Annotated in this window: 24 protein-coding genes; 15 read left to right on the forward strand and 9 right to left on the reverse strand. The window is 66.5% G+C overall.

The features are described from left to right. Positions 1-135: 135 nt before the first annotated feature. From HNQ08_RS22100 to HNQ08_RS22115, 4 genes are read left to right on the forward strand one after another with little or no spacing between them, the layout of a single operon-like run. Positions 136-996 (forward strand): ABC transporter substrate-binding protein, encoded by an 861-nt coding sequence (locus HNQ08_RS22100; protein WP_184136947.1) that lies wholly within the window; start codon positions 136-138, stop codon positions 994-996. 55 nt (positions 997-1,051) lie between these two features. Then, positions 1,052-2,125, forward strand: coding sequence for a FecCD family ABC transporter permease (locus HNQ08_RS22105; RefSeq protein ID WP_184136949.1), 1,074 nt, complete (start codon positions 1,052-1,054; stop codon positions 2,123-2,125). Then, the gene (locus HNQ08_RS22110; RefSeq protein WP_184136950.1) at positions 2,122-2,946 is read left to right on the forward strand and encodes an ABC transporter ATP-binding protein; all 825 of its coding nucleotides are present in this window, start codon (positions 2,122-2,124) and stop codon (positions 2,944-2,946) included. The genes HNQ08_RS22105 and HNQ08_RS22110 overlap by 4 nt, the downstream gene beginning before the upstream one ends. 5 nt (positions 2,947-2,951) lie before the next feature. Then, positions 2,952-3,290 (forward strand): (2Fe-2S) ferredoxin domain-containing protein, encoded by a 339-nt coding sequence (locus tag HNQ08_RS22115; RefSeq protein ID WP_184136952.1) that lies wholly within the window; start codon positions 2,952-2,954, stop codon positions 3,288-3,290. 237 nt (positions 3,291-3,527) lie between these two features. On the opposite strand, the gene HNQ08_RS22120 is transcribed toward HNQ08_RS22115, so the two are convergent. Beyond that, complete coding sequence (locus tag HNQ08_RS22120; RefSeq protein WP_229790200.1) at positions 3,528-5,171, reverse strand: peptide chain release factor 3; 1,644 nt, start codon at positions 5,169-5,171, stop codon at positions 3,528-3,530. Between the two features lie 300 nt (positions 5,172-5,471). Between HNQ08_RS22120 and HNQ08_RS22125 the strand changes: the two genes are divergently transcribed. Further along, the gene (locus HNQ08_RS22125; RefSeq protein ID WP_184136954.1) at positions 5,472-6,428 is read left to right on the forward strand and encodes a DUF4032 domain-containing protein; all 957 of its coding nucleotides are present in this window, start codon (positions 5,472-5,474) and stop codon (positions 6,426-6,428) included. A gap of 13 nt (positions 6,429-6,441) precedes the next feature. Here the strand turns inward: HNQ08_RS22125 and HNQ08_RS22130 are convergent, their stop codons facing one another. Continuing rightward, the gene (locus HNQ08_RS22130) at positions 6,442-7,788 is read right to left on the reverse strand and encodes a M17 family metallopeptidase (protein WP_184136956.1); all 1,347 of its coding nucleotides are present in this window, start codon (positions 7,786-7,788) and stop codon (positions 6,442-6,444) included. Positions 7,789-7,943: 155 nt separating this feature from the next. Between HNQ08_RS22130 and HNQ08_RS22135 the strand changes: the two genes are divergently transcribed. From HNQ08_RS22135 to HNQ08_RS22155, 5 genes are all read left to right on the forward strand, one after another. Next, positions 7,944-8,381 carry a CBS domain-containing protein gene (locus HNQ08_RS22135; RefSeq protein WP_184136958.1) on the forward strand — a complete coding sequence of 146 codons (438 nt, stop codon included), beginning with the start codon at positions 7,944-7,946 and terminating at the stop codon, positions 8,379-8,381. Next, positions 8,378-8,554, forward strand: a complete 177-nt coding sequence (locus HNQ08_RS22140) for a hypothetical protein (protein WP_184136960.1) — start codon at positions 8,378-8,380, stop codon at positions 8,552-8,554. The genes HNQ08_RS22135 and HNQ08_RS22140 overlap by 4 nt, the downstream gene beginning before the upstream one ends. Further along, positions 8,555-9,115, forward strand: a complete 561-nt coding sequence (locus tag HNQ08_RS22145) for a cytochrome c oxidase subunit II (RefSeq protein ID WP_229790201.1) — start codon at positions 8,555-8,557, stop codon at positions 9,113-9,115. It abuts the gene before it with no gap. A 68-nt stretch (positions 9,116-9,183) separates the two neighbouring features. Continuing rightward, positions 9,184-10,917, forward strand: a complete 1,734-nt coding sequence (locus tag HNQ08_RS22150) for a b(o/a)3-type cytochrome-c oxidase subunit 1 (RefSeq protein WP_229790202.1) — start codon at positions 9,184-9,186, stop codon at positions 10,915-10,917. Further along, complete coding sequence (locus HNQ08_RS22155) at positions 10,917-11,345, forward strand: c-type cytochrome (protein WP_221284376.1); 429 nt, start codon at positions 10,917-10,919, stop codon at positions 11,343-11,345. The genes HNQ08_RS22150 and HNQ08_RS22155 overlap by 1 nt, the downstream gene beginning before the upstream one ends. 62 nt (positions 11,346-11,407) lie before the next feature. Here HNQ08_RS22155 and HNQ08_RS22160 read toward each other — a convergent pair whose 3' ends face one another. From HNQ08_RS22160 to HNQ08_RS22190, 7 genes are all read right to left on the reverse strand, one after another. Beyond that, positions 11,408-12,034: a LutC/YkgG family protein gene (locus HNQ08_RS22160; RefSeq protein WP_184136962.1), complete on the reverse strand. Its 627-nt coding sequence runs from the start codon at positions 12,032-12,034 to the stop codon at positions 11,408-11,410. Beyond that, the gene (locus HNQ08_RS22165; RefSeq protein WP_184136964.1) at positions 12,027-13,448 is read right to left on the reverse strand and encodes a lactate utilization protein B; all 1,422 of its coding nucleotides are present in this window, start codon (positions 13,446-13,448) and stop codon (positions 12,027-12,029) included. The genes HNQ08_RS22160 and HNQ08_RS22165 overlap by 8 nt, the downstream gene beginning before the upstream one ends. Then, positions 13,445-14,188: a (Fe-S)-binding protein gene (locus HNQ08_RS22170; protein WP_184136966.1), complete on the reverse strand. Its 744-nt coding sequence runs from the start codon at positions 14,186-14,188 to the stop codon at positions 13,445-13,447. Before HNQ08_RS22170 ends, HNQ08_RS22165 begins: the two co-directional genes overlap by 4 nt. Beyond that, entirely contained in the window at positions 14,185-15,648 is a 1,464-nt protein-coding gene (locus HNQ08_RS22175; RefSeq protein ID WP_184136968.1) for a rhamnulokinase, read from the reverse strand. The genes HNQ08_RS22170 and HNQ08_RS22175 overlap by 4 nt, the downstream gene beginning before the upstream one ends. 12 nt (positions 15,649-15,660) lie before the next feature. Beyond that, entirely contained in the window at positions 15,661-17,763 is a 2,103-nt protein-coding gene (locus HNQ08_RS22180) for a bifunctional aldolase/short-chain dehydrogenase (RefSeq protein ID WP_184136970.1), read from the reverse strand. A gap of 63 nt (positions 17,764-17,826) precedes the next feature. Next, a complete protein-coding gene (rhaI, locus tag HNQ08_RS22185; protein WP_184136972.1) occupies positions 17,827-19,026 on the reverse strand; it encodes an L-rhamnose isomerase in 1,200 nt (399 codons plus the stop codon). Between the two features lie 23 nt (positions 19,027-19,049). Continuing rightward, a complete protein-coding gene (locus HNQ08_RS22190; RefSeq protein WP_184136974.1) occupies positions 19,050-19,826 on the reverse strand; it encodes a DeoR/GlpR family DNA-binding transcription regulator in 777 nt (258 codons plus the stop codon). A gap of 130 nt (positions 19,827-19,956) precedes the next feature. On the opposite strand from HNQ08_RS22190, the gene HNQ08_RS22195 reads away from it, so the two are divergent. From HNQ08_RS22195 to rhaS, 5 genes are read left to right on the forward strand one after another with little or no spacing between them, the layout of a single operon-like run. Further along, positions 19,957-20,292, forward strand: coding sequence for an L-rhamnose mutarotase (locus HNQ08_RS22195; protein ID WP_184136976.1), 336 nt, complete (start codon positions 19,957-19,959; stop codon positions 20,290-20,292). After that, complete coding sequence (locus tag HNQ08_RS22200) at positions 20,285-21,832, forward strand: sugar ABC transporter ATP-binding protein (RefSeq protein ID WP_184136977.1); 1,548 nt, start codon at positions 20,285-20,287, stop codon at positions 21,830-21,832. The genes HNQ08_RS22195 and HNQ08_RS22200 overlap by 8 nt, the downstream gene beginning before the upstream one ends. Then, on the forward strand, positions 21,829-22,851 hold the full coding sequence (locus tag HNQ08_RS22205) for an ABC transporter permease (protein WP_184136979.1): 1,023 nt from the start codon (positions 21,829-21,831) through the stop codon (positions 22,849-22,851). The genes HNQ08_RS22200 and HNQ08_RS22205 overlap by 4 nt, the downstream gene beginning before the upstream one ends. Further along, a complete protein-coding gene (locus HNQ08_RS22210) occupies positions 22,848-23,837 on the forward strand; it encodes an ABC transporter permease (RefSeq protein WP_229790203.1) in 990 nt (329 codons plus the stop codon). Before HNQ08_RS22205 ends, HNQ08_RS22210 begins: the two co-directional genes overlap by 4 nt. 56 nt (positions 23,838-23,893) lie before the next feature. After that, positions 23,894-24,895: a rhamnose ABC transporter substrate-binding protein gene (rhaS, locus tag HNQ08_RS22215; protein ID WP_184136981.1), complete on the forward strand. Its 1,002-nt coding sequence runs from the start codon at positions 23,894-23,896 to the stop codon at positions 24,893-24,895. The last annotated feature ends 6 nt before the right edge of the window (positions 24,896-24,901 follow it).

Here is a 24,901-nt window from a genome sequence, read left to right on the forward strand (position 1 = left end):
TGGCTGACCTCCCGCGGAAAGGAGGGAACGCCCGTGCCGGGCCCTACTCAACTGGCCCACGGTACCGGACGATTCTCTTTTCCGCCCCAGATTCTGGGGCGGTTTTTCTGTGCGTGGGGCCGGCGAGGAGACACCATGAAAGCATTCCTGACCCTCTCTTTGGCGCTTGCCAGTCTGGCCGGGGCCACCACTTACCCGCTGACCCTCACCGACGACCTGAACCGCAAGGTGACCCTCAAGGCCGAGCCACAGCGCATCGTGAGCATGCTGCCCAGCGACAGTGAGACGCTGTGCGCGATTGGTGCGTGCGACAAGCTGGTGGGTGTCGACGATTACAGCGACTACCCACAGAAAGTGACCACCCTGCCGAAAATGGGCGGTCTGTACGACCCCAAGATCGAGGCCATTGTGGCGCAGAAACCTGATCTGGTGCTGGTCAGCAAGTACGGCAAGATCGTGGAACCGCTGACCCAGGCTGGCATCACCGTGATCGTGGTGAACCCTGAAACCTACGAGGAAGTCTTTTCCAAGACGCTGGTGCTGGGCAAGATCGTCAACCGCGAGGCGCAGGCCAGGACTCTGGTGACGGGGATGCGCCGCGACATCGCCAGAATCGAGATTCTGACCAAGAATGCCGTCAGGAAGCCCACCGCCTACTTCGAGGTGGACCCCACGCCCTACAGCATCGGCCCCAATTCCTTCATGGGTGTGCTGTTGACCAAGGCGGGCGCGCGCAACATCATTCCCGCCAGCATGGGCGACTTTCCCAAGGTGGACCCGGAATTCATCGTGGGGGCCAACCCGCAGATCATTCTGGGCGTGGACGCCAAGACGGCGGCGGCCCGCCCCGGCTGGAGCAGCATGACGGCCCTCAAGTCCGGCAAGGTTATGGCGCTGCCCAAGGGGCTGGACACCATCTTTTCCCGTCCTGGCCCACGCATGCCGCAGGCCCTGGCGCAGCTGGCCAGGATCATCCACCCGGAACTGTTCAAGTAGGGGGTGGCTTGACCGTCTGTCCTGCTGAAGATGGAGCGCGGGGAGGTGCCGCCAGATGAACAGCGATCCGCCGCAGGAAGCGCCGCTCCCGGAGAGGCTGCGGTCCACCGGCCCAGTATCGGTCCCGATTTCCAGACCGCGCCAGGTCTGGCCGCGCACCCTGCTGCTGTTGGCACTGCTTCTCTCGGCCATCGTGCTGGGGACCGGATTGGGCAGCGTAAATATCCCGCCGGGCGAGGTCCTGGGGGCGCTGTGGCGCGGCCTTGCCAGCCAGTTCAATGGGGCGGAACTGGTCAGCAACGACGTGATCGTGTGGCAGATCCGCTTGCCGCGCGTGATGATGGGCGTGCTGGTGGGGGCCAGCCTGTCGGTGTGCGGGGGCGCGTTCCAGGGCGTGTTCCGCAACCCGCTGGCCGACCCGTACCTGCTGGGCGTGGCGAGCGGCTCGGCGCTGGGGGCAACCCTGGCCATCGTGCTGGAGTGGCCGCGCGCCCTGATTCCAGTGTCGGCGCTCGTTGTGGCGCTGCTTGCCGTGGCCGCCACGCTCTCGCTGGCGCGTGAGGGCCGCCGCTTTCCGCCCACCCGTTTGATCCTGGCCGGGGTGGTGGTGGGCAGCGTCCTGAGTGCGGGCACCACTGCCCTGATCCTGCGCGGTGAGGACCGCGCCCGGCAGGTGCTGGCCTACACCCTGGGAGATCTGGGCTTCAGCGGCTGGCGTGACGTGCTGACCGTGTTGCCCTACGCGGCGCTGGGCTGCGGCGCGTTGCTGCTGCTGGCCCGCGCGCTGGACACCCTGCAACTGGGCGACCTGACCGCCCGCTCGCTGGGCGTGCCAGTGGAGCGCCTGCGCCTTATTGTGGTGATCGCTGCCAGCGTTGCCACGGCGGGGGCTGTGGCGTACGTGGGCGTGATCGGTTTCGTGGGCCTGATCGTGCCGCACATGGTCCGGCTGGCCTTCGGCGCGAGCCACCGCGTCCTGCTGCCGCTCTCGGCGCTGCTGGGCGGCGCGCTGCTGGTCTACGCCGATCTGCTGGCGCGCACCTCGCCGCTGTCGCAGGTGGGGATCGTTACCACGCTGCTGGGCGGTCCCTTCTTCCTGTGGCTGCTCCGCCGTGAGAAGGAACTATGAGGAGAGAAGAACTAAATTTTCCCGTGCCCGCCACCGCGCCCCCCGACACGCTGGCCGCCATCAACCTCCATGTTCAGGCCGGAACCTTTCCCGCCGTGCGCGGCGTGGACGCTGTGTTTGGGGTGGGCCGATTTTCGGCGGTCATCGGGCCCAACGGCGCGGGCAAGTCCACGCTGCTACGGGCGCTGCTGGGCCTGAACAGCCCCGAATCCGGCGCGGTCTACCTGTTCGGGCGTCCACTGGGGTCCTGGAGCCGTCCGGAGCGCTCGCAGGCGCTGGCTTACCTTGCGCAGGGCGAAGGCTTGCCAGACGCGACCAGGGTCCGCGACGTAGTGGCGCTGGGACGCGGCGCGGGCGACTGGCGTTTCGGCCTGCTGCCCACCCGTCCCTGGACCGAGGACGACGAGGCGGCGGTGGACAGCGCCCTGAACCGCACCGACACCCGCCGTTTCGAAGCCCGTAAGGTGTCCGAACTGTCTGGCGGCGAGCGGCAGCGGGTGGCCCTGGCCCGTGCCCTGGCGGGACAGCCGCGCTTTCTGTTGCTGGACGAACCCACCAACCACCTGGACCTGGCCTACGCCCTGGAAGTCATGCGTTACCTGCGCTGCGAGGTGGCCGGCGGCTTGGGCGTGGTGGCGGTGCTGCATGACCTGAATCTGGCCGCGCGGGCCGACTGGCTGCTGCTGCTGCATGCCGGGCAGGTCTTGGCGGCGGGACCGCCCGACGAGGTGCTGACCCCCCGCAACCTGCTGGCCGCGTACGGCGTGCACGCAAGAGTGGTGCGGGATGCAGACCGCCTGCTGGTCATCCCGGAGGATTGAGCGCTATGGCCCCCAGATACTTCAAAACCTCCGGTCACCTGCTGGTCTGTCAGGGACCGAACTGCCAGGCCCGTGGATCGGCGTTGCTGTACAAGGCGCTGTGGAACCACCTGGAACGCGCCTCGCTCGCGTACTACAAGACCGGCGGCAGCGTGCGCCTGACCGAGAGCGGCTGCCTGGGTTCGTGCAGCTACGGCCCCAGCCTGTGCGTGTACCGCCAGACGCCACAGGGATTGGAGGAGGGCTGGTACGCGGCGGTGGATTTTCCGCAGGCCGCCCGGGTTGCCCAGGCCGTGCACGCGGGGAGCGCCCTGCCGGACGAGGGGAAGTATGGGCCTGGATAACGGTCAGGCTGTCGTCCATCCGATCTGAAAATTAGATTTGCCTTCCCGGCAGAGCGCGTGAGCTGCTCCTCTAGGACGCTGTGGCGTGAGGAGGGCATTCCTTCCTTGTGTCGCCCGGACCCCTGATGCGCGAGTCAGACCTCTGGCCGACTGGCAGGGTCCGGAATACTGGACCGGGAGCGAGGGCTACTGGCAGGGCCGTCTGATTGATGCGTGACTTTCAGGAGCCACAGCCCATTACACTCGCGTCAGATCCTTGGGGAGCGGCAGGAATTCAATCTCCGGGTGCTGCTCGGCGGTGTATTCCAGATCGTATTTGCTGCGGAACAGCATCACCGGGCGGCCCTGGTCGTCCTCAACGTGGCGGGCAAAACGCGCCACGCTGCCTGCGTCCCCGGCCAGCCAGCGCACGAGCTGATAGCCCGTGATGTTCAGCTCCACGTCCACACCGTATTCCTCCTGCAAGCGGGCCTGGAAGACCTCGAACTGCAGGGGGCCGACGGCGCCCAAGTACGGGTCACGCGCGCCGTCGGTGGGGAAGAAGACCTGCACCACGCCTTCCTCTGCCAGCTGGGTCAGCCCCTTCATGAACGCCTTGCGCTTGCCCACGTCCTTGAGGGCTAGCGTCGCGAAGGTCTCAGGCGTGAAGCGCGGGAAGCTGGGCAGCGCCACCTTGGCGTCCAGGCTGATCACGTCGCCGATCTGGAACACGCCGGGATTGACCAGTCCCACGATGTCGCCTGGGTAGGCCTCTTCCACCTTCTCGCGGTCCTGGGCAAACAGGGTATGTGCCTGACTGAGCCGCAATTTGCGTCCGCTGCGGGTGTGCGTGACGTCCATGCCACGCGTGAAATGCCCGCTCATCACGCGCATGAAGGCCGTGCGGTCGCGGTGGTGCTTGCTCATGTTGGCCTGCAACTTGAAGATGAACCCGGCGAAGGGCGCCTCCGGATTGCGTTCGCCCAGCGTCGTCTCGGTGGGGCCGGGCGGCGGCGCAAGTTCCACGAAGTTGCTCAGGAAATGCTCGACGCCGAAGTTGTTCATGGCGCTGCCGAAGAACACCGGGGTCAGTTCGCCGGACAGAAAGCCTGCCGCGTCGAATTCAGGCATGGCGGCCTCAATCAGCTCCACATCTTCTTTCAACTTGGCGGCCAGGTCGGCCCCCACCAGCTGCAGCAAGCGTGGATCGTCCAGGCCCGCGGTCTGCATCGGGGCGCGGTGCTTGCCGCCGGAGGTACGCTCGAAGGCCAGCACCTGCCCGGTCTGCAGGTCGTACACGCCCTTGAAATCCGGGCCGTCGCCGATCGGCCAGGTCAGCGGCACCGCCGTGATCTGGAGGACATTTTCCAGTTGCTGCAGCAGATCGAAGGGGTCCAGTGCCGGACGGTCCATCTTGTTCACAAAGGTCAGGATGGGCACATGGCGGTTGCGGCACACCGCGAACAGCTTCTCGGTCTGGGTCTGCACGCCTCTGGCCGCGTCCAGCACCATCAGCGCGCTGTCGGCGGCGGTCAGGGTGCGGTAGGTATCCTCGGAGAAGTCCTGGTGACCGGGGGTGTCGAGCAGATTGATGTGCCGCCCGCTGTACTCGAATGTCAGCGCGCTGCTGGAAATGGAAATGCCACGCTGCTGCTCGATGCTCATCCAGTCGGATTTGGTATGGGCGCGGCCTTCCTTGGCCGTCACGGACCCAGCCTCCAGAATCGCGCCGCCGTACAGCAGCAATTTCTCGGTGATCGTGGTCTTGCCCGCGTCCGGGTGCGAGATGATGGCGAAAGTGCGGCGGCGGGTGATCTCGGCCTCCAGCGCGGCGTTGGGCTGTTCGGCAGCCTGCGGTGCGGTGGCCCGTGTTTCGGTCGGGTTGGGTTCGGTGGTGGTCATGGATGGCTCCTGCGACAGCTCCGCAAAGAGCGTCGCGTCGTCGAGAGGGAGGATAGAGATGGGCGTCCTCAACTTTCGCTAGGGCGGCGTCAGGAGAACGGTCATGGGGATATTCTAGCGCGTCATGAACCCGTCTGGAGGCCGTATCCAGATTCGTCCCCTGACGGGGGCCTCCGTTGGTGCCCGTATCGCTTGTGGTCCGGCTGGGGTATTCTGAAAGCACGTCTCGGGGTTCCTCTATTCCCCAACGGTTCAAGGCCCCGGCCACTCGCGCGTCCGCGCCAGGAGAGTGCCAGCCACATGTCCCTTCCCGAACAGTGTTCAACCGCAACCGACACCAGGGCCCGCAGTACCGCACGCGGTGAAGTCGAGCGCGCCCGACTGATGAGCGACGTGCGCGATCTGGTGGCCATTCTGCGCCGTCAGCCCAACGAACTGCTGCCCTTCGAGTGGATCAGGCATCTGGCGCCACTGGGCGAGCACAGCCTGGGGGTGGTGCCCATCGAGGTGGCCCACATCATCGGCTCAGTGGACCGCTACCGCGAGTTTGACCGCCACTACCTGCCCAAGGAAAAACACCTGGACGAGCGCTGGATCGGCGTCCGCAGCGCTCAGCTGCAGGGCAAGGAACTGCCGCCCATCCAGGTGTACAAGGTGGGCGAGCTGTACTTCGTCAAGGACGGCAACCACCGCGTCTCAGTGGCCCGTCGCCAGGGCCAGGCGTACATCGACGCCCATGTGATCGAGCTGAACGTGACTGTGCCCCCGGAAGAAAGTGACACCCTCGTGGACCTGATCATCAAGGGCGAGTACGCGCAGTTTCTGCGGGCCACCAGCCTGGACCTGTTGATGCCGGGCCACCGCGAGATCCTGTTCACCACGCCGGGCCGCTACGACAAGCTGCTCGAACACATCCGCACCCGTCAGTACTTTCTGGACCGCAAACCAGAGCGTGCTGGCCTGCCGCCCGTCACCTGGGAGGAGGCCGTGGTCAGCTGGTACACCCGTCTCTACGTGCGAATCGTGGAGAATCTGGAACTGCACCACGTCATGTTCCGTTTTCCAGGCCGCACCGAGGCCGACCTGTATCTGTGGATCATGGACCATCGCTACTTCTTGACCCAGAAATACGGCCACGACGTGGGCAGTGAGGAGGCCACCCGCGATTTCCGCAAGCATTACGCCCCGCCCGCCTACAAACGCTTGGGCCAGCGCGTGCAACTGCTGCTGCGGGGCAAGCTCGATCCGGCGATGTAGGGCGGGGGGGACTTTAGTCGGCTTGGCCGGCCAGCACGTATTCCACCAGCGTGCCCACGCCCCAGCCTGTCGCCACGTCCTCCTTCGCGGCGTTCCCGGCGATATCCAGATGTGCCCACGGACGGGTCACAAACTGCTGGAGGAACAGCGCCGCCTTGATGCTGCCCCCGGCCGGCACCATGTCGCTGTTCTTCAGGTCCGCGATGGTGTTCTTACGGTAGGACTTCAGGTACGGCTGGTGCAGGGGCATTTCCCACAGCAGTTCCCCGGCAGCCTCTGCGCCCGTCTTGAGCCGCGCGGCCAGATCGGCGTCCGAGCAGAACAGGGCGGCGATGTCGTTGCCCAGGGCGGCCACCTTCACGCCGGTCAGTGTTGCCAGATCGACCAGTTCAGTGGCCCCCTCGTCGCAGGCCACGGCCAGGGCGTCGGCCAGCACCAGCCGGCCCTCGGCGTCGGTGTTGGTGACCTCCACGGTTTTGCCGTTGGCGGCGCGGTACACGTCACCGGGGCGCATGGCGTGCGGGCCAACCATGTTCTCGGCGGCGGCCACGTAGGCGCGGACCTCGGTGCCTTCAGGAATACTGGCGCGCAGTTCGGCTAGGGCGCGCATGGTCCCCAGCACCGCCCCCGCGCCGCCCATGTCGTTCTTCATGCCGTACATGCCCGCGCCCGTCTTGAGGCTGTAGCCCCCGGTGTCGAAGGTGATGCCCTTGCCCACCAGCGCCACGATCCGCGTCGCCTCACCCCTGGCCGGCAGGGTCAAGCGAATCAGCCTGGGTCCGGTCGCGCTGCCCGCCGCCACCGCCGCCAGCAGGCCCATGCCGCGCGCCTCGATGGCCCCGCCGTCCCAGACCTCCACCTCGACGCCGTGGGCCGAGAGCCCCTGGGCCTCACGCGCCATAGTGGCCGGGTTGAGGTGGTTGGCGGGCGCGCTGACCAGTTCGCGGGCGAAGGTCCGGCCCGCCGCCACGCCCCGCAGGCGTGCGGATGCGGCGGCGTCCAGCCCCTCGGCCAGAAGCTGCGTTTGTGCGGTGGCGCTGTCCCCGCCCTTGTACCGGCGGTCCTGCCAGCCGGCGGTCAGCGCCGCCGCTGCCAGGGCGCCGGAATGGTCACTGGCCGCCACCTTCACCGTTTCGGCTTTCAGTTCGCGGGCCAGCTTCGCCAGCGCCTCGCCCAGTTCGCGGGCTTCCTGCGCGGTGTCCGGCGCCAGCGCCAGCGCCACGTCGCCATCCTCGCCGCGCGAGATCAGTTGCACCTCGCCCGCGTCCAGACCGCGGGTCAGGCGTTCGGGATGGGCAGCGCCAGTTCCGGCAAAGGTCAGCGAGAGGTCGGTGCGCTCCAGCGAATCCACAAGTTGCATCCTGGAAGTAAAGCACGTGTCAGGGGTCAGGTCTGAGGAAACGGGCCTTCCCCTTCTGCGGCCCGCTCCCTGGGCTGCGGCCTTCCGCTGTCCTGGTCGCGCCGTAATGCCCTCGTAATCCCCCTCCTGCACCCTCTGTGGCATGGAGGAAAAGCATGCTGGTCCATGAGTTAATGAGTGCTCCGGCGGTCGTCGCGCCGCCCTCGCTGTCGCTGCCAGACGCGGCGCATCTGATGAAATCGCGCGGGATTCGCCGTCTGCCGGTGGTGGACGGCCCCCGGCTGGTGGGAATCGTGACCGACCGTGACCTTCGTGAGGCGCTGCCCAGCAAGGTCAGCAGCCTCTCGCCGTGGGAAGCCACCACGCGGCTGGCCGCCGTGAACGTGCAGGACGTGATGCGCCGCAATGTCCTGACCACCACCGCAGAAGCCGACGCGCGCGACGCGGCCCACACCCTGCTGCACCACCGCGTGGGTGCCCTGCCCGTGATCGACGACGCGGGCACGGTGATCGGCGTGCTGACGGTCAGCGACGTGCTGCGCGATTACGCCCACCCGACGCTGGTCCCGGACGCTGGGGAGGCCCTGCCATGACGCGCAAGGCGCCTGAAGTGCACAAGATCAGCGCCCACGAGGAAAGCCTGCCCCACCAGCCCGAAGCGCGCGGTCCGGCCCCCATCGGCACGCTGGTGGTCGTGGCGGTGGTGGTCCTGTCGATCATCTGGCTGTGGATGCTGGTGCTGGGCATTCAGCAGGGGAGAGTCTAGGTGTCGGCCCCACGTTCTGCCGGGCACCGTCCGGCCGCGCCGCGCCTGGACCACCACACGCTCGAAAAATACGAGAACGTCTGGTTTGGCATCGCGGTCATCATGTCCGTGCTGCTGTTCGTGACGGTGCTGGCGAGTTTTCTGAGTGGCACCGCTCCCTCGCTGAGCGGTGAGGGGGGCCATCACATCACGGGCGTGAAAAACGGACGGCTCGATCCCGGCAACTTCGCCGCCACGCCGTTCGCCACCCCTGGCCTGCGGCACAACGCCGATGGCAGCTACGAGGCCTTCGTGATCGCCAGGGCCTTCCAGTTCGAGCCGGCGGTGCTGAAAGTGCCGGTTGGCCAGCCGGTCACCATCCACGTGACCTCGGCGGACGTGTTGCACGGCTATTTCATCGAGGGCACCAACATCAACGCCACCGCCATTCCAGGGCAGGTGTCGAGTTTCACCACCACCTTCCGCCGCCCCGGCACCCTCAACCTGGTCTGCAACGAGTACTGCGGGACCGGCCACCACAACATGGTGAGCAGCGTGAAGGTGGACGTTCAGGAGCCGTAGAGGGCTGAACCTCTACCTGTCTGAGCGCCGCCTGCCCACCCCCACTGTCCTCCAAAGGAGCCCCACCTGTGATCACCTCACCCCTCTATTCCCCCCATGCCGCGCGGGAGACGCCCGTCATCTCGGACGCGGCGTATCTGGCGAGCCTCAAGAAAGTCACGCAGTACTACATTGTCACCGCGTTTCTGGCGCTGCTGATCGGCGTGTTAATCGGGCCGCTCCAGGCGCTGAACTACGGTGGGATCAACGTCTACGACACCCCTATTCTCAAGGCACTGCTCAAATCGTATTACCAGGGCCTGAGCCTGCACGGCGTGCTGAACGCGCTGGTGTTCACGCAGTTCTTCATCAGCGGTTGGATGCTGTACCTGCCGGCACGTGACCTGGGGATGCGAATCAACATGAAGTTCGCGTGGTTCACGTATCTGCTGATGACCGCCGGACTGCTGCTGGCTGCCGTGCCGCTGCTGACCAACAATGCCACGCTGCTGTATACCTTTTACCCCCCGATGGAAGGCAGCCCGCTGTTCTACATCGGTGCGGCCGTCATGGTGGGCTCGAGCCTGCTGGTCGTGGGACAGGTCGTCGCCATGTGGGTGGCCTGGAAACGCGCCAATCCAGGGCGCGTGACCCCGCTGGTGGCCTTCATGTGCGTCGCCACCTGGATGATGTGGGCGGTGGCCGCGCTGGGCATCGTCATCGAAGTGGTGTTCCTGCTGATTCCCTGGTCACTGGGCTGGGTGGGCGGCGTGGACCCGCTGATCTCCAAGACGCTGTTCTGGTGGACGGGGCACGCCATCGTGTACTTCTGGGTGTTGCCCGCCTACATCGCGTGGTACGCCTTCCTGCCCCATCACGCTGGGGGCCGGATCGTCTCCGAGCCGCTCGTTCGCCTGACCTTCGTGATGTTCCTGCTGAACTCCACGCCGGTCGGACTGCACCACCAGTATGCGGATCCCAACATCTCGGTCGCCTGGAAAACCATGCACATGTTCCTGACCTTCCTGGTGGCCATTCCCAGCCTGCTGACCGCCTTCAGCGTGGGGGCCGCGCTGGAAGACGCGGCGCGGGCGCGGGGAGGCCGGGGGCTGTTCGGCTGGATGTTGCGACTGCCCTGGGGCAAGCCCACCTTCAGCGCGCCGGTTCTGGCGATGGTCTCCTTCATTCTGGGTGGGGCAGGCGGCATCGTGAACGCCAGCTCAGCCTTCGCGCCGGTGGTTCACAACACCGCCTGGATTCCCGGCCACTTTCACATCACGGTGGGCACCGCCACCACGCTGACCTTCATGGGCATCTCCCTGTGGCTGATCCCGCACCTGACCGGCAAGAGGATGCCCAGCGTGCGCCTTGCCTCGGCAGCGGTCTGGACGTGGTTTGTGGGCATGATGGTCTTCGCGCTGGGCATGCACTGGCAGGGTCTGGTCGGCGTGCCGCGCCGCGCGCTGGTGAGCGCCACCGCCCAGAGCGTGTACCGCGACATGCCCATTCAAATTCCACAGATGCTGACGGCCATCAGCGGCATGATTCTGCTGGTCAGCGCCCTGCTGTACTTCTACGTGCTGTTCCGCATGCTGCTCTCCAGGCGCCTGGATGACGGCGAGGCCGCCTCGCCCCTTCCCTACAGCGAGGTCATCAGCCCTGCCGGACAGCATCTCGCGGGTGCCAGCGCGCTGGTGCGTTTCACCGAGCCGCTGCTGGCGCTGTGGGGCGTGGCCCTGCTGCTGGTGCTGCTGATGTACGGTCCGGTGCTGGCCCGATTGGCCGCCAACGCCGAACTTGTGCCCGGCTGGAGGCTGTACTGATGGGTGAAATCAGTGAAGAGCGCGGGTTTTCGGCCCGCGAGATCGGAGCCGCCGTGGGTTTCGTGGTGCTGGCCGTGGGGATCGCCTACACGTCGTACTACACCGGCATCGGTATGTCCGGCGGCGCGGGCGCGGGCGAGATGACCGCAGCAGTCGCCAGCGCTCCAGTCAACGGCGAAGCGCTGTATGCCAGCACCTGTGCAGGCTGCCACGGTGCTGGGGCGGTGGGCGGGATCGGCCCGTCCCTCCTGGGAACCGCTGCATGGAAACCCGCCGACTTTCAACAGGCGGTGCTGCACGGTCAGGCTCCGGGGGGCCGCACTCTGGCCCCGGTGATGCCGCGCTTCGCCGAGGCGGGCATTGGCGGCGAGACGGCCACCGACGAGCAGATAGAGGCCATCCACAGCTACGTGCAAAGCCTGCCATAGGGCGGTTCGGCGTCTCGCAGGGGCAGGGTCCATTCGGGCTCTGCCCCGCATCCTGGCTGAATCTAGTCCAGCACAACGACACACAACCGGCGCGGCCCATGCACACCCTCCACCCGCACCAGTTCGATGTCGCTGGTGGCGCTGCCGCCGCTGATCCAGGTGAGCGGGCGTCCTGCCCCAACGCTCCCCTCCATCCGTTGCACGCCGTCCAGCACGCTCTGGACGATCTGCTCGGCGCGAATGACGCAGATGTGCAGGTCTGGAATCAGCGTCAGCGCCCGCCGGCCCTGATCGACCCCGTGATCCAGAATGATGGTCCCCGTTTCACTGATGGCCACCGCGCACCCGGTCACCACTGCTTCCGCGCGGTCCAGTCCGGCGTGACTCAGCGGCGGATCGTCGTGTAGTTCGTGTAAACCGGTCGGCAGAAAAGCAGGATTCAGTCCGGCGGGGACCACGACGCGTTCTGCTCCAGCCAGGGCGAGCGCCACGGCCCCTGCAACTTCTGTCTGGGCGACACGCTGAAATGAGGCGCGGTAATCCTCGATGCGGTCCTGAAATTGACGCAACATGGCCTCGCGTTCCAGCCGTTCGCACTGCGGGTAGGCGGGCAACGCTGGCGCCTGCACCCCCGCAACCGCGCGGTTGATGCGGGTCAGCACTTCCAGACGGGCCTCGGCGTTACCCATCGGCGCCCTCCCGTTGCCGCCACCACTCGCGGAAGCTCTGCGGCGGCACGGCTTTCAGATCCCGGCTCTGCGTCCACCCGCCCAGCAGACCGGGCAGGGCGGTGATCTCGCCGCCCCTGACCAGCGGCCCCTGTCCGGCGCGGGCCAGCTTGAGGGCGCCCTCGAAGCGCCAGCCGGAACTCATGGCGTAGCCCACCGCCCCCATCGCCAGGGCTTCGGCGGTGACGCCCTTTTCTTCATTGGCCTCGCCGCGCAGGTAGATCAGAACCTGGGGAATGTTGATCCGCACCGGGCAGGCGTCGAAGCACGCGCCGCACAGGCTGGACGCGCCGGGCAGGGTGTTGGCGTTCTTGTCCGCCATGCCCAGCAGTTGCGGGGTCAGGATCGCGCCGATAGGGCCAGGGTACACGCTGCCGTAGGCGTGGCCGCCGGTACGCTCGTAGACCGGACAGACGTTCAGGCACGCCGAACAGCGGATGCAGCGCAGCGTCTGCCGCCCGGTGGCGTCGGCCAGCACGTCGGTGCGTCCGTTGTCCAGCAGGATCAGGTGGAATTCCTGCGGGCCGTCCCCCGGCGTCACACCGCTCCAGAACGAGGTGTAGGGATTCATGCGCTCGGCGGTGCTGGACCGGGGCAGCAGCTCCATGAACACCGCCAGATCCTCCCACCGCTCCAGCACCTTCTCTATCCCCATGACGCTGACCAGCACCTCCGGCAGCGTGAGACACATGCGCCCGTTGCCCTCGGATTCCACCACGCACACCGTTCCGGTCTCGGCCACCGCGAAATTGACGCCCGAGACCGCCATCTTGGTGGTCAGGAATTTGTGGCGCAGGTAACGCCGCGCCGCCCCGGCCAGCTCGGCGGGCGCGTCGCTCAGGTTGCCCTCGCCGGGCAGTTCACGGTTAAACAGCGCTTGAATCTCGGCGCGGTTGCGGTGGATGGCGGGCACCAAGATGTGGCTGGGCGTGTCGTGCGACAGTTGCACGATCAGCTCGGCCAGATCGGTCTCGATGGCGTGGATGCCGCGCTCGGCCAGCCCCGCGTTCAACTCGATCTCGTCGGAGGTGATGCTCTTGACCTTGATCAGTTCGTCGACCCCGTGCGACTCGGCAATCCGGGCCACGAGCTCACGTGCCTCCGCCGCGTCCCTGGCCCAGTGAACCTGCCCGCCGCGCGCCTTGACACTGGCTTCAAGTTGCAACAGGCGGTCACTCAGGTTGGCCAGCGTGGCGTCCTTGGTCGCCTCGCCCAGCACCCGCAATTCTTCCCAGTGCGGCACTTCGCCCACCGCGCGCAGCCGCTTCTCGCGGATGGTGTGCGTCACCTTGCGGAGATTGGCCCGCAGTTGCGGCTGACTGACCTTGTCGCGGGCGGCTTCGGGAAAGGGTTTTGGGGGGTGCAGCCCGCTCACGCGAAGACCTCCTCTTCGGTACTCGCCAGAATCTCGGCCAGATGCACCGTGCCTGCGCCACTTCTGAGGCGGTGCAGGCCTCCGCCGATGTGCAACAGGCAGGAGTTGTCCCCGGCGGTGCACACCTCTGCGCCGGTGTCCAGAACGTGGCGGGTCTTGTCGGCCAGCATGGCGGCACTCACGTCCGGGTTCTTGACGCTGAAGGTGCCGCCGAAACCGCAGCATTCCTCGGCGCCTTCCAACTCTAGCAGGGTCATGCCGCGCACGTTCCTGAGCAGCCTGAGGGGCGCGTCCCCCACCCGCAGCACGCGCATGGCATGGCAGGTGGGGTGGTAGGTCACGCGGTGCGGATAGTACGCGCCCACGTCCTCCACCCCCAGCCGGTTCACCAGAAATTCGCTGAGTTCGTAGACCCGGGGGGCCAGGTCCTCCACCTCGCGTAGCAGCTCCGTGTCGCCGCCCCACCGCGCCGCTTCCGGATACAGTTCGCGCACCATTGCGGCGCAGGAGCCGCTGGGCATCACCACCACCTCGGCGTCGCGGTAATCGTCCACGAATTTGCGGATCAGTTTCAGGGCGCCCTCGCGGTAGCCGGTGTTTAGGTGCATCTGGCCGCAGCAGGTCTGGTTGGCGTTGAAGCGCACCTCATGACCCAGCCGCTCCAGCAGCCGCACGGTGGCCTGCCCGGTGCGCGGAAACATGGCGTCATTAACGCAGGTGATGAAGAGATCGACGTTCAAGCAGACACCTCGGCCTCATTGTGCGTCCTGGTAAGGCTCTGGAAGTGTTGCCGCAGGACGCTCAGGTCTGCTCCGCCCGGTTTGAAGGTCAGCAATTCCACCGAGGCCCGCACCACGCCGCGCAAATCATCCCCGGGCAGATGGCCGCCGGCCCGCGCCTGCACCAGCAGATTGCCCATCAAGGTGGCCTCGACTGGTCCTGCGATCACGGTTTTGCCACTGGCATCGGCAATCAGTTGATTGAGCAGCCCGATCTGCGATCCACCCCCCACCACATGGACCGTGGTGATCGGCTGGCGGCTGACCTCTGCCAGCACGTCCAGAATCTGCGCGGTTTTCAGCGCCAGGCTGTCCAGCACGCAGCGGGTGAGTTCTGCAGGCGTCTGTGGCGGAGTTTGCCCGGTTTCGCGGCAGAAGGCCTGGATGCGCCCGGGCATGTCCGCACCCGGCGGCGAAAAGCGGGCGTCGTCCGGATCGATCAGCGTGCCCCCTGCCTCCCCGGCGGCCCGTGCGTAAAGATCGCCGTAGTCCAGGCCCCAGCCCTCGTTGCACTGCTGGATGATCCACAGGCCCATCACGTTCTTCAGAAGGCGGGTGGTGCCGTCAAGGCCCGCCTCGTTGGTCAGGTTCTCGGCCAGCGTGCGGGGCGTGATAACCGGCTGGGGCGCCTCGATGCCCACCAGACTCCAGGTGCCGCTGGAGACGTAGGCCCACCCCTCGCCCCTGGCCGGCACGGCGGCAACGGCAGAGGCGGTGTCGTGCGTCGCGGGCGCGATCACCTGAAGGCCCTGGAGTCCTGTTTCCTGGGCGACGTCTGTCGACAGTTCGCCCAGAACGGTGCCGGGTTCGACGATGTGCGGTAGCACCCTGCCCGGAAGGTCCAGGGCGTCCAGCAACTCCGTGGCCCACTCCCCGGTCTGGGGATCGAGAAACTGCGTGCTACTGGCGTTTGTCCGCTCCGTGACCGCCTGGCCGCACAGCCAGAAATGCAGCAGGTCGGGCACCATCAGCATCGTCTGCGCGCGGGCCAGCTCTCCGGGCACCTCGGCGGCGAGTTGATACAGCGTGTTGAAGGGCAGGAACTGAATGCCGGTGGCGTCGTAGATCCGCTCGCCCGACAGCTGCGCCCTTACGCGTTCCATGACCCCGTTCAGACGTGGGCTGCGGTAGTGGTGGACCTGCCCCATCAGGTGGCCCTGCGGATCGATCAGGCCGTAGTCGACCGCCCACGAGTTGACGCCCACGCTGGCGATGTCTCCCTGTCGCGCCGCCAGTTTCAGGCCGTGCAGGACCTCGCGCCACAGGCCCAGGATGTCCCAGTACAGGCCGCCGCGCACCGGGACGCCGCCGTTGGGAAAACGGTGGAGGACTTCGACATGCAGTTTGCCGTTCTCCAGCGTGCCCAGGGCGACGCGCCCACTGGACGCTCCAAGATCAACTGCGATGTGGCGGGAGGTCACGAGGGGTCCGTCCTACCGCACATACGCCGTCGGCACCCCGCCGTCCACCGTGATCACGCCGCCCGTCGTCTTTGCGGCGGCAGGGGAGGTCAGCCAGTACGTCGCCTCGGCGATGTCCTCGGGGAAGACGTTGACCTTGAGGGTGGTGCGGTTGCGGTAGAACTCCTCGAGCTGATTGGGTTCCAGCCCGTAGGTGGCGGCGCGTTCGGCCCGCCACTTGCCGTCCCAGATGCTGCTGCCGGCCAGGATGCCGTCGGGCAGCACCGAGTTGACGCGGATGCCCGCCGCGCCCCCCTCCTCGGCCAGGCAGCGGGCCAGGTGCAGTTCCGCCGCTTTCGCCGCGCTGTAGGCCGCCGCGTTCTTGCCCGCCGCCACGCTGTTCTTGCTGCCGATAAAGACGAGGTTGCCGCCCGTGCCCTGCGCCCGCATCAGCTTGAAGGCCTCGCGCGCCACCAGGAAATAGCCGGTGGAGAGGATGCTCTGGTTGCGGTTCCACATCTCCAGGCTGGTGTTCTCAATGGGAGCACTGGACGCAATACCGGCGTTGTTGACGGCAATGTCCACGCCGCCGTAGGTCAGCACGGCGTGCTGATAAGCGCCGGTTACCTGCTCCTCCTCGGTCACGTTCATGGGAACGGCCGTGGCCCGGCGGTGGCCGCGCCCTTTCGTAACTTCCTCGGCCACCGTCTGCCCGCCGTCCGCGTTCAGATCAGCGATGACGATGTGCGCGCCGTCCGCCGCCAGACGGTGGGCAATGGCCCGCCCAATACCACTGGCCGCGCCCGTCACCAGTGCCACATGGCCTTCCAGCGCCCTGGGCGCGGGCTTGAGACTCAGCTTGTACAGCTCCAGCGGCCAGTATTCGATGGCGTAACTCTCGGCGGCGCTCAGGCTCACGAAGCCGCCCAGGCTGCTGGCCGATTTCATGACCTGAATGGCGCGGGTGTACAGCTGGCGCGACACGTCGGCACCCTGCGCGTCCGGGCCGCTGCTGACCATGCCCAGCCCCGGAATCAGCACGACGCGCGGCGCGGGGGTGAACATAGTGTCGCCCTCACTCCTGTTCTCCTCGAAATAGGCCGCGTACTCGTCCTTGAAGCGGGTCACGCCCTCCTGCGCGGCGGCCTTCAGAGCGTCCAGACCCTGGTCCGGCGTCCAGTCCAGGTACAGCGGCGTCCGCTTGGTATGCACCAGATGATCCGGGCAGGCCGCGCCCACCTGCGACAGTTCGGCGGCGGCGTTGGAGTTGACGAACTCCATGACATCCGGCGAACGGTCCACTTCCAGAATCACGGGCCGCGCTCCCTTCATCGCGCCGCGCAGGATCGGCAGCACGGCCGTGAGCAGGGTGTCGCGCTCCCCGTCCGGAACGCTGCTCACCCGGGCGCCCCCAAAAGGCTCGGCCTCGGCGTGGGCGTCCAGATACGCCTGCGCTTCGCCGATGATCCTGAGGGTGGACTCGTAACTTTCCTTAGACGTCTCGCCCCAGGTCACCAGCCCGTGTTTGCCCATCACCACGGCCTCCAGCTTCGGATTGTCCCGTACCGCCGCGCCGATCTGCTGGCTCAGCGTGAAGCCGGGGCGGATGTAGTCGACCCATGCGGCCCGCTCCCCGTAGATCTCGCGCATGATGTCCGGGCCGTTCGGGGTGCAGGCAATCGCGATAATGGCGTCTGGATGCGTGTGATCCACGTGCTTGGCGGGAACGAAAGCGTGAAGCAGCGTCTCGATGCTCTGGCGTGGGCGGCCCACCTCAAAGGCCGTGCGGTCCAGGTAAGCCGTCATTTCCTCGTCGCTCATCTCGTGCCGGTCGAACAGCGGCAAGACCTCGTCGAGCTTGAGGCCCGCAAACCCCTTCTCGGTGATGCTGGCAATGTCCGATCCCGAACCCTTGACCCACAACACCGTCACGTCGCGGCCCAGGTGGTCTTTTTCCACGCTCTTGGTACTCGTGTTGCCGCCGTAGATATTGACCAGCGTACGGTCCGCGCCCAGCAGGTTGGAGCGGTAGGTCAGCGAGGCGAGGCCGTCGGAGTTCGGTGCGTCGGCGTCGTTCCAGCGGTTCTTGGGCAGGTCAGTGTGGGTGGAGGCGGTGCGGGTCTGGGTGTCGGTCATAAAGCTCCTTGCGGTCGCGCGGATGGCGTGTGGCCCGTGGCTTCTGAAGGGGACGAGGAAGGACTAGCTTCTGACTTTCTCCCGGACCGGGTAGCCGCCGCCGCCCGTCTGGGTGCCACGTTCGCGGGCCACCTTTTCCTCATAGGCGCTCTCCCGGTGTGCCCGAATCGGGTCCAGGGGCAGGCCCAGCTCGCCGCGCAGTTCACGCAGCAGCGGACGCACGTCGGTTTTGAAGGCCTCGGTCAGCACGCGGTGGGCCGCGAGCACATCGCCCCTCTCCTGCGCCTCGCGCAGCAGGTCGCGGTCAACCAGCAGCGCGGCGGCGTACGCTTCCTGGCAATTCAGCACCGACTGCAGCATGGCCTCCACCTTCGGCTCGATGTTGTGGCTCTGATCGATCATGTAGGCGACGTTCTGCGCCGTGCGGCGGGTCAGGTCGTCCGCCGAGTTCGCGCCGGACACCAGTTCGGCGTAGATGCAGAACAGCTCGAAGGGGTTGGTGGTGCCCACGATCAGATCGTCGTCGGCGTAGCGGCGGGCGTTGAAGTGAAAGCCGCCCAGCCGTCCCTCATCCAGCAAGAAGGCCACGATCTGCTCGATGTTTACACCCTGGGCGTGGTGGCCCAGGTCCACCAGCACCTGCGCCTTTTCCCCAACCGCCAGGCAATGTGAGTACGCCGCGCCCCAGTCGAACAGATCGGTGGCGTAGAAGGCGGGCTCGAACAGCTTGTACTCCACCAGCATCCTGGAACCGTCAGGCAGGGCGCCGTGCACACGCTTCAGGGCCGCGCGCATCCGCCGTTTGCGGGCCCGCAGATCGTCCTGCCCGGCGTAGTTGGTGCCGTCGGCAAACCACAGTGAGAGGTCACGGCTGCCGGTCTGCCGCATGATCTCCACGCAGTCCAGCAGGTGCGCCGTGGCCTGTTCCCGCACGTCCTCGTCCGGGTGGGTGACACTGCCCAGCCGGTACTCCTCGTCCTGAAACACGTTCGGATTGATGGCCCCGATGTGCAGGCCCCGTTCGGAGGCGTATTTTTTCAGCTCCGCGTAGTCTTCGACCTCGTCCCAGGGAATGTGCAGCGCCACGCCAGGGGCGATCCCGGTCAGGCGCTGCACCTCGGCGGCGTCGTCCAGCTTCTCCCAGATGTCGCGTGCCGCGCCGGGAGCAGCGAAGGTCTTGAAGCGTGTGCCGGAGTTGCCGTAGCCCCACGACGGCGTTTCGATTCGCTGGGCTTGAAGGGCAGAGAGCAGATCGGCGTTCATATGTTCCTCCGGAGGAGTTGGGATCAGGGAGCCACGATCAGTTGGATGTCGTCATCGTCCAGTCGGGTTTTCAGTTCGCTGCCGGGGTCGGCGTCGGTGATCAGGGTGTTAATGTCGGCGTGATCGGCAATGGTCGCTAGCGCGGTCCGGCCAAATTTGCTGCTGTCCACCAGCGCCACCACGCTGCTGCCGCTGCGGACCAGCGCCCGTTTGGCCCCCACTTCAGGCAGGTGCGGGTCGGTGAAGCCAGCGTCCGGCGTGTATCCCTTGGCGGAAAAGAACACCAGATCGGGATGCAGCCGCTCGATGGTGTCGGTGAAGAACGCGCCCACGAACGAACGGGCCGGGGCGTGAAAGTTGCCGCCCGCCATCAGGAACGGCACGCCCCCGGCGGCCAGGACGTTGGCGGCGTCCAGGCTGCAGGTGATCGCCTGAACCTGCCTGGCGGGCAGCAGCCGGGCCAGGGCCAGACTGGTCGTGCTGGCGTCCAGCGCCACCGTGTCGCCGTCCTGAATCAGGTTCAGGGCGGCGCGGGCAATGCGTTCCTTGGCGTCCACGTTCTGAGAAGCGCGCATGGACTGTGATAGTTCCTCGGCGGTGCGCTCCAGCAACTGCGCGCCGCCGTGGACGCGCAGCAGTTTGCCCTGTTCACACAGCGCGTCGATGTCGCGGCGCACGGTCATCTCGTGGACGCCGAAGTCGGCGGCCAGATCCTTGATCCGCACCACTTTGTCGCTCAGGGCGCGGCGCAAGATGTCCTGCTGACGCCCCGGCAGGGGAGCCATGATCTCTGAAGGCATGGCCGCATCCTAACATCAAAGTCACAAAATACAACAAGATCTTGCAATCCTGTGTTCGCTTGTGCTTAGATGTTTTCCGTACCCCAATTCAGCCGGACCACCGGGCCACCCTTCCTTCTCAGGAGCTTTAATGTCTGATCCTGCTCACCCACAACGGGTCTGTTTTCTGCTCCAGGTCCGCCCAGAACGTCTTGCGGAGTACCGGGAACGCCACCGCGCCGTGTGGCCGGAAATGCTCGCCGCCCTCAGCGAAACCGGCTGGCACAACTACTCGTTGTTCCTGAAAGACGACGGTCTGCTGGTGGGTTATTTCGAGACTCCGGATCTTGAGGCCGCCCGTGAGGGGATGGCCCGGCGCGACGTGAACGCCCGCTGGCAGGCCGACATGGCCCCCTTCTTTGCCGAACTGGAAGGCAATCCGGACGAGGGTTTCTTGCCACTGGAAGAGGTGTTTCACCTTGACTGATTTTCAAACGGCGCCGCCCCTCCTGACCCTCAGCCACGCCAGCAAGTCGTTCGGGCCGGTTCAGGCGCTGTCCGATGTGAGCATCGACCTCTTTCCCGGCGAGGCACACGCGCTGCTGGGCGAGAACGGCGCGGGCAAATCCACCTTCGTCAAGATTCTGGCCGGGGTCCACCGCCGCGAGGGAGGCACGCTGATGGTCTCGGGCCGCCCGGCCGATTTCCACTCGCCCGGCGAGGCGACGGCGGCGGGCATTGCCATCATCTACCAGGAACCCACCCTGTTTCCCGATCTGTCGGTGGCCGAGAACGTGCTGATGGGCCGGCAGCCGCGCGCGGGGCTGGGCCGCATTGACGTCCGCGCCATGAACGAGCGTGTGTCCGGGCTGCTGAGCGACCTGGGCGTGACGCTCGATCCCACCCGGCCCGTGCGCGGCCTGAGCATCGCCGACCAGCAACTGGTGGAGATCGCCAAAGCCCTGTCGCTGAACGCCAACGTGCTGATCATGGACGAGCCGACGGCGGCGCTGACGCTCTCCGAGACGGACCGGCTGTTCCGGGTGGTGCGCGCCCTGCGGGAACGCGGCGCGGCGGTGCTGTTCATCACCCACCGGCTGGAAGAGGTCTTTGCCGAGTGCCAGCGCGTCACCGTCATGCGCGATGGAACGTGGGTTAGTACCGGGCCGATTACCGACTACGACACCGATAAGGTGGTGCGGCAGATGGTGGGGCGTGAGCTGGGGGAGCTGTACCCGCGCGGCGACGCGCACCTGGGCGAAGTGGCGCTGTCCGTCCGCAACCTGAGCCAGCCGAAGATGTTCTCCGACATCTCCTTCGACGTCCGGCGGGGCGAGATCGTCGCGCTGGCCGGACTGGTGGGGGCTGGACGCAGCGAGGTGGCCCGCGCCATCTTCGGCATCGATCCGCGCAGTGGGGGAGAGGTGCGTATCGGCAATACCCCTGTGGCGCCGAACAGCACCCGCGCCGCCATGCGTGCGGGCCTGGGGCTGGTGCCCGAAGACCGCCGCCAGCAGGGGCTGGTGATGGACCTGAGTATCGAGCGCAATGCCAATCTCGCCGTCCTCGGTCGCCTCACGGGCGGCCTCCTGATGAACCGCAAGGCCGAGGCCGAGAACGCCCAGAACTGGACGAGCAAGCTCCAGCTCAAGGCACACCGCCTCCAGGACCCGGTCAGCAGCCTGTCGGGCGGCAACCAGCAGAAAGTGGTGCTGGCCAAATGGCTCTCCACAGGTCCCAGCGTGCTGATCGTGGACGAACCCACGCGCGGCGTGGACGTGGGCGCGAAAGCGGAAGTCCACCGGACCCTGGCTGAACTGGCCGCGTCGGGCCTGGCCGTGCTGATGATCTCCAGCGATCTGCCCGAAGTGCTGGGCATGGCCGACCGCGTTCTGGTGATGCGCGAGGGCGCCTTGGTGGGCGAGTTGAGCCGCGAACAGGCCAGCGAGGAGGCGGTGATGTACCTGGCGACGGGGCAGCGGGCCGGGACGAGCCGGACAGGAACACCCCGCGGAGACGCGGCATGACCGAGCGTTCCGCGCCTGCCTCCAGCCCGTCCTCGTCCGGCTGGCTGAGCCGCCTGCTGATGGCCCGCGAGGTCAGTCTGGTGGGCCTGCTGGTGCTGGTCACGCTGGGCACCGCCGCCATCAATCCGCTGTTCCTCAGCTTTGGCAGCGTGCGCGACCTGCTGCTCAATGTCTCGATCATCGCCCTGCTGGTGGTGGGACAGACGCTGGTGCTGCTGATGAAGCACGTTGATCTGAGCGTGAGCAGCACGGTGGGCCTCAGCGCTTTTCTGACCGGCTCGTTGTTCGTGGCCTATCCGGGGCTGCCCGTCCCGCTGGCGCTGCTGTTCGGTCTGGGGCTCGGTGCGCTGCTGGGAATCGTCAACGGTCTGCTCGTCGCCTACGGCAAGGTGCCGGCCCTCGTCGCCACCCTGGGGACGCTGTACGTATTCCGGGGCGTGACCTACGCGGTGGTCAGCGGCGGGCAGATCAACGCCTCCAATCTGCCCCCCTCCTTCCTGGGCTTCGGCACCGGCAGCGTGCTGGGCATTCCAAATCTGGTGCTGCTGGCGCTGGCCGTGCTTGTCGGCTTCGCGTACTACCTGCGCTCGTACCGTGGTGGGCGCGAGTATTACGCCGTCGGTTCCAACAGCGAGGCCGCCGTGCTGGCCGGGATCAACGTCACGAGGCGCACCATGACCGGCTTTGTCCTCAGCGGCGCGATCGCCGGACTGGCGGGTGTGCTGTATCTGGCCCGCTTCGGCACGGTAGACGCCACTGCCGGAACGGGGCTGGAACTGCAGGTCATTGCAGCGGCGGTGGTGGGCGGCGTGAGCATCAATGGCGGCGTCGGCACGCTGGCGGGCGCGGGTCTGGGGGCGCTGTTGCTGGGCGTGATGGGCAGCGCCCTGGTCACCCTGCGGGCCCCCGGCTTCTACCAGCAGGCCATTCAGGGCGCGCTGTTGCTGGCCGCCATCAGCATCGACATGCTGGTGTCACGCCGTGCGGCACGCCGCCTGCAAGAGGAGCGCAAATCGTGAACCGCTTCAAGGGCTTATTGGGCTGGGAGTTCTCCTTGATCGTCCTCGTCGGCGCGGCGCTGCTGATCGGCGGCCTGCTGTCGCCGGATTTCCTGACCGGTTCCAACCTCTCCTTCCTGACCGCCAATTTCAGCGAGGTGGCCCTGATGTCACTGAGCATGACCCTGCTGATCATCGTGGGTGAGATCGACCTGTCGGTGGCGTCCATCCTGGGCCTGTGCAGCGCGGTGATCGGCGTGCTGTTCGCCGCCGGAGTGCCAATGCCGCTGGCGCTGCCCGCGGCATTCGTGACCGGGGGGCTGGCCGGGCTGTTCAACGGCCTGCTGGTCACGCGGCTGGGGTTGCCGTCGCTGGCGGTCACGATTGGCACGCTGGCGCTGTACCGGGGGCTGGCCTACGTGCTGCTGGGCGACCGGGCCATCGCGGAGTTCCCGGCCTTCTACACCAATCTGGGCTTCGGCAATGTCCCCGGCACCCTGATCCCGCTGCCGATGGCCCTGTTCGCCGTGCTAGCTATTCTCACCGTCATCGTCCTGCACGCCACGCCGTTTGGCCGCGCGCTGTATGCCATCGGGGCCAACGGGGTTGCTGCGCGGTTCGCGGGGCTTCAGGTCGAACGGGTCAAGCTCTCGCTGTTCGTGCTGTCGGGACTGATGGCTGCCCTGGCCTCGGCGGTCTACACCTTCCGCTTTGCCAGCGCCCGCGCCGACAACGCCAGCGGCTTTGAACTGAGCGTGATTGCCGCTGTGCTGCTGGGTGGGGTCAGCATCTTTGGCGGGCGCGGCAGCGTGGTGGGCACGGTGGCCGCCGTCTTCCTGATCGGCATCATCAACGGCGCCCTGACCATTCTGGACGTCTCCAACGAGATTCTGACCATCGTGACCGGGCTGCTCCTGATCGGCTCGGTGCTCCTGCCCAACCTGCTGACCCATTTCCGGACCTACCAGCAACGCCGCCGGATCCAGGGCGACTCCGTGATCCAGTGAGCCACGTCGTCCAGCCACCCATTCACCCGTCCCATCTTCTCTTCTGGAGGTTTGTTATGAAAAAGCGAGTTCTGCTGTTGTCCGCCCTGGCCCTTGGCCTGTCGACCCTGTCGTTCGCCCAGGCACCTGCCAGCATCAAGAAGGGCCTGAAGATCACGCTGCTGCCCAAGAACATCAACAACCCCTACAACGTCATCGAGACGAGCGGCGGGCTGGAGGCCGCCAAGGAGATCGGGGCCACCGCCAAAGTCGTGGGACCGTCCGACGCTGGGGCCAGCAGTCAGGTCAGCTACATCAACACGGCCATCGCGCAGCGCCAGGACGCGCTGATTCTGGCGGCCAACGATGCCAACGCACTGTTGCCGTACCTGAACCGGGCCAAGCAGGCCGGGGTCAAGATCGTGACGATGGATTCCGACACCGCCGTGTCGGGGCGCACCCTCTTCATCAATCAGGCCAACAGCGAGGGCATTGGCCGCGCACAGGTGCAACTGCTGGGCAAACTGATCAACTACAAGGGCGACATCGCGGTCCTGAGCGCCACGCCCAACGCCACCAACCAGAACACCTGGATCAAGTGGATGCAAGAAGAGCTGAAACTGCCCAAGTACAAGGACATGAAACTGGTCAAGATCGCCTACGGCAACGACGATGACCAGAAGTCCTTCACGGAGATGCAGGGCCTGATCCAGGCATATCCCAACCTGAAAGGAGTGATCTCGCCCACCACCGTCGGCATCTCGGCCGGAGCGCGTTACCTATCCACCAGCCCCAGCAAGGGCAAGGTGGCCCTGACCGGTCTGGGCACGCCCAACCAGATGCGCGCCTTCGTCAAGGACGGCACCGTGACCGCCTTCCAGCTGTGGAACCCGGCCGACGTGGGCTACCTCGCCACCTATGCGGCGGGCGCGCTTGCCAGCGGCATGATCACCGGCAAGCAGGGCGAGACCTTCATGGCCGGCAAGCTGGGCAAGTACACCGTGGGCAAGAATGGGGAGGTGGTGCTGGGACCGCCCTACACCTTCGATAAAGCCAACATCGACAAGTTCGATTTCTGATCTGAC

Source organism: Deinococcus humi, from assembly GCF_014201875.1.
Classification (GTDB): Bacteria; Deinococcota; Deinococci; order Deinococcales; family Deinococcaceae; genus Deinococcus; species Deinococcus humi.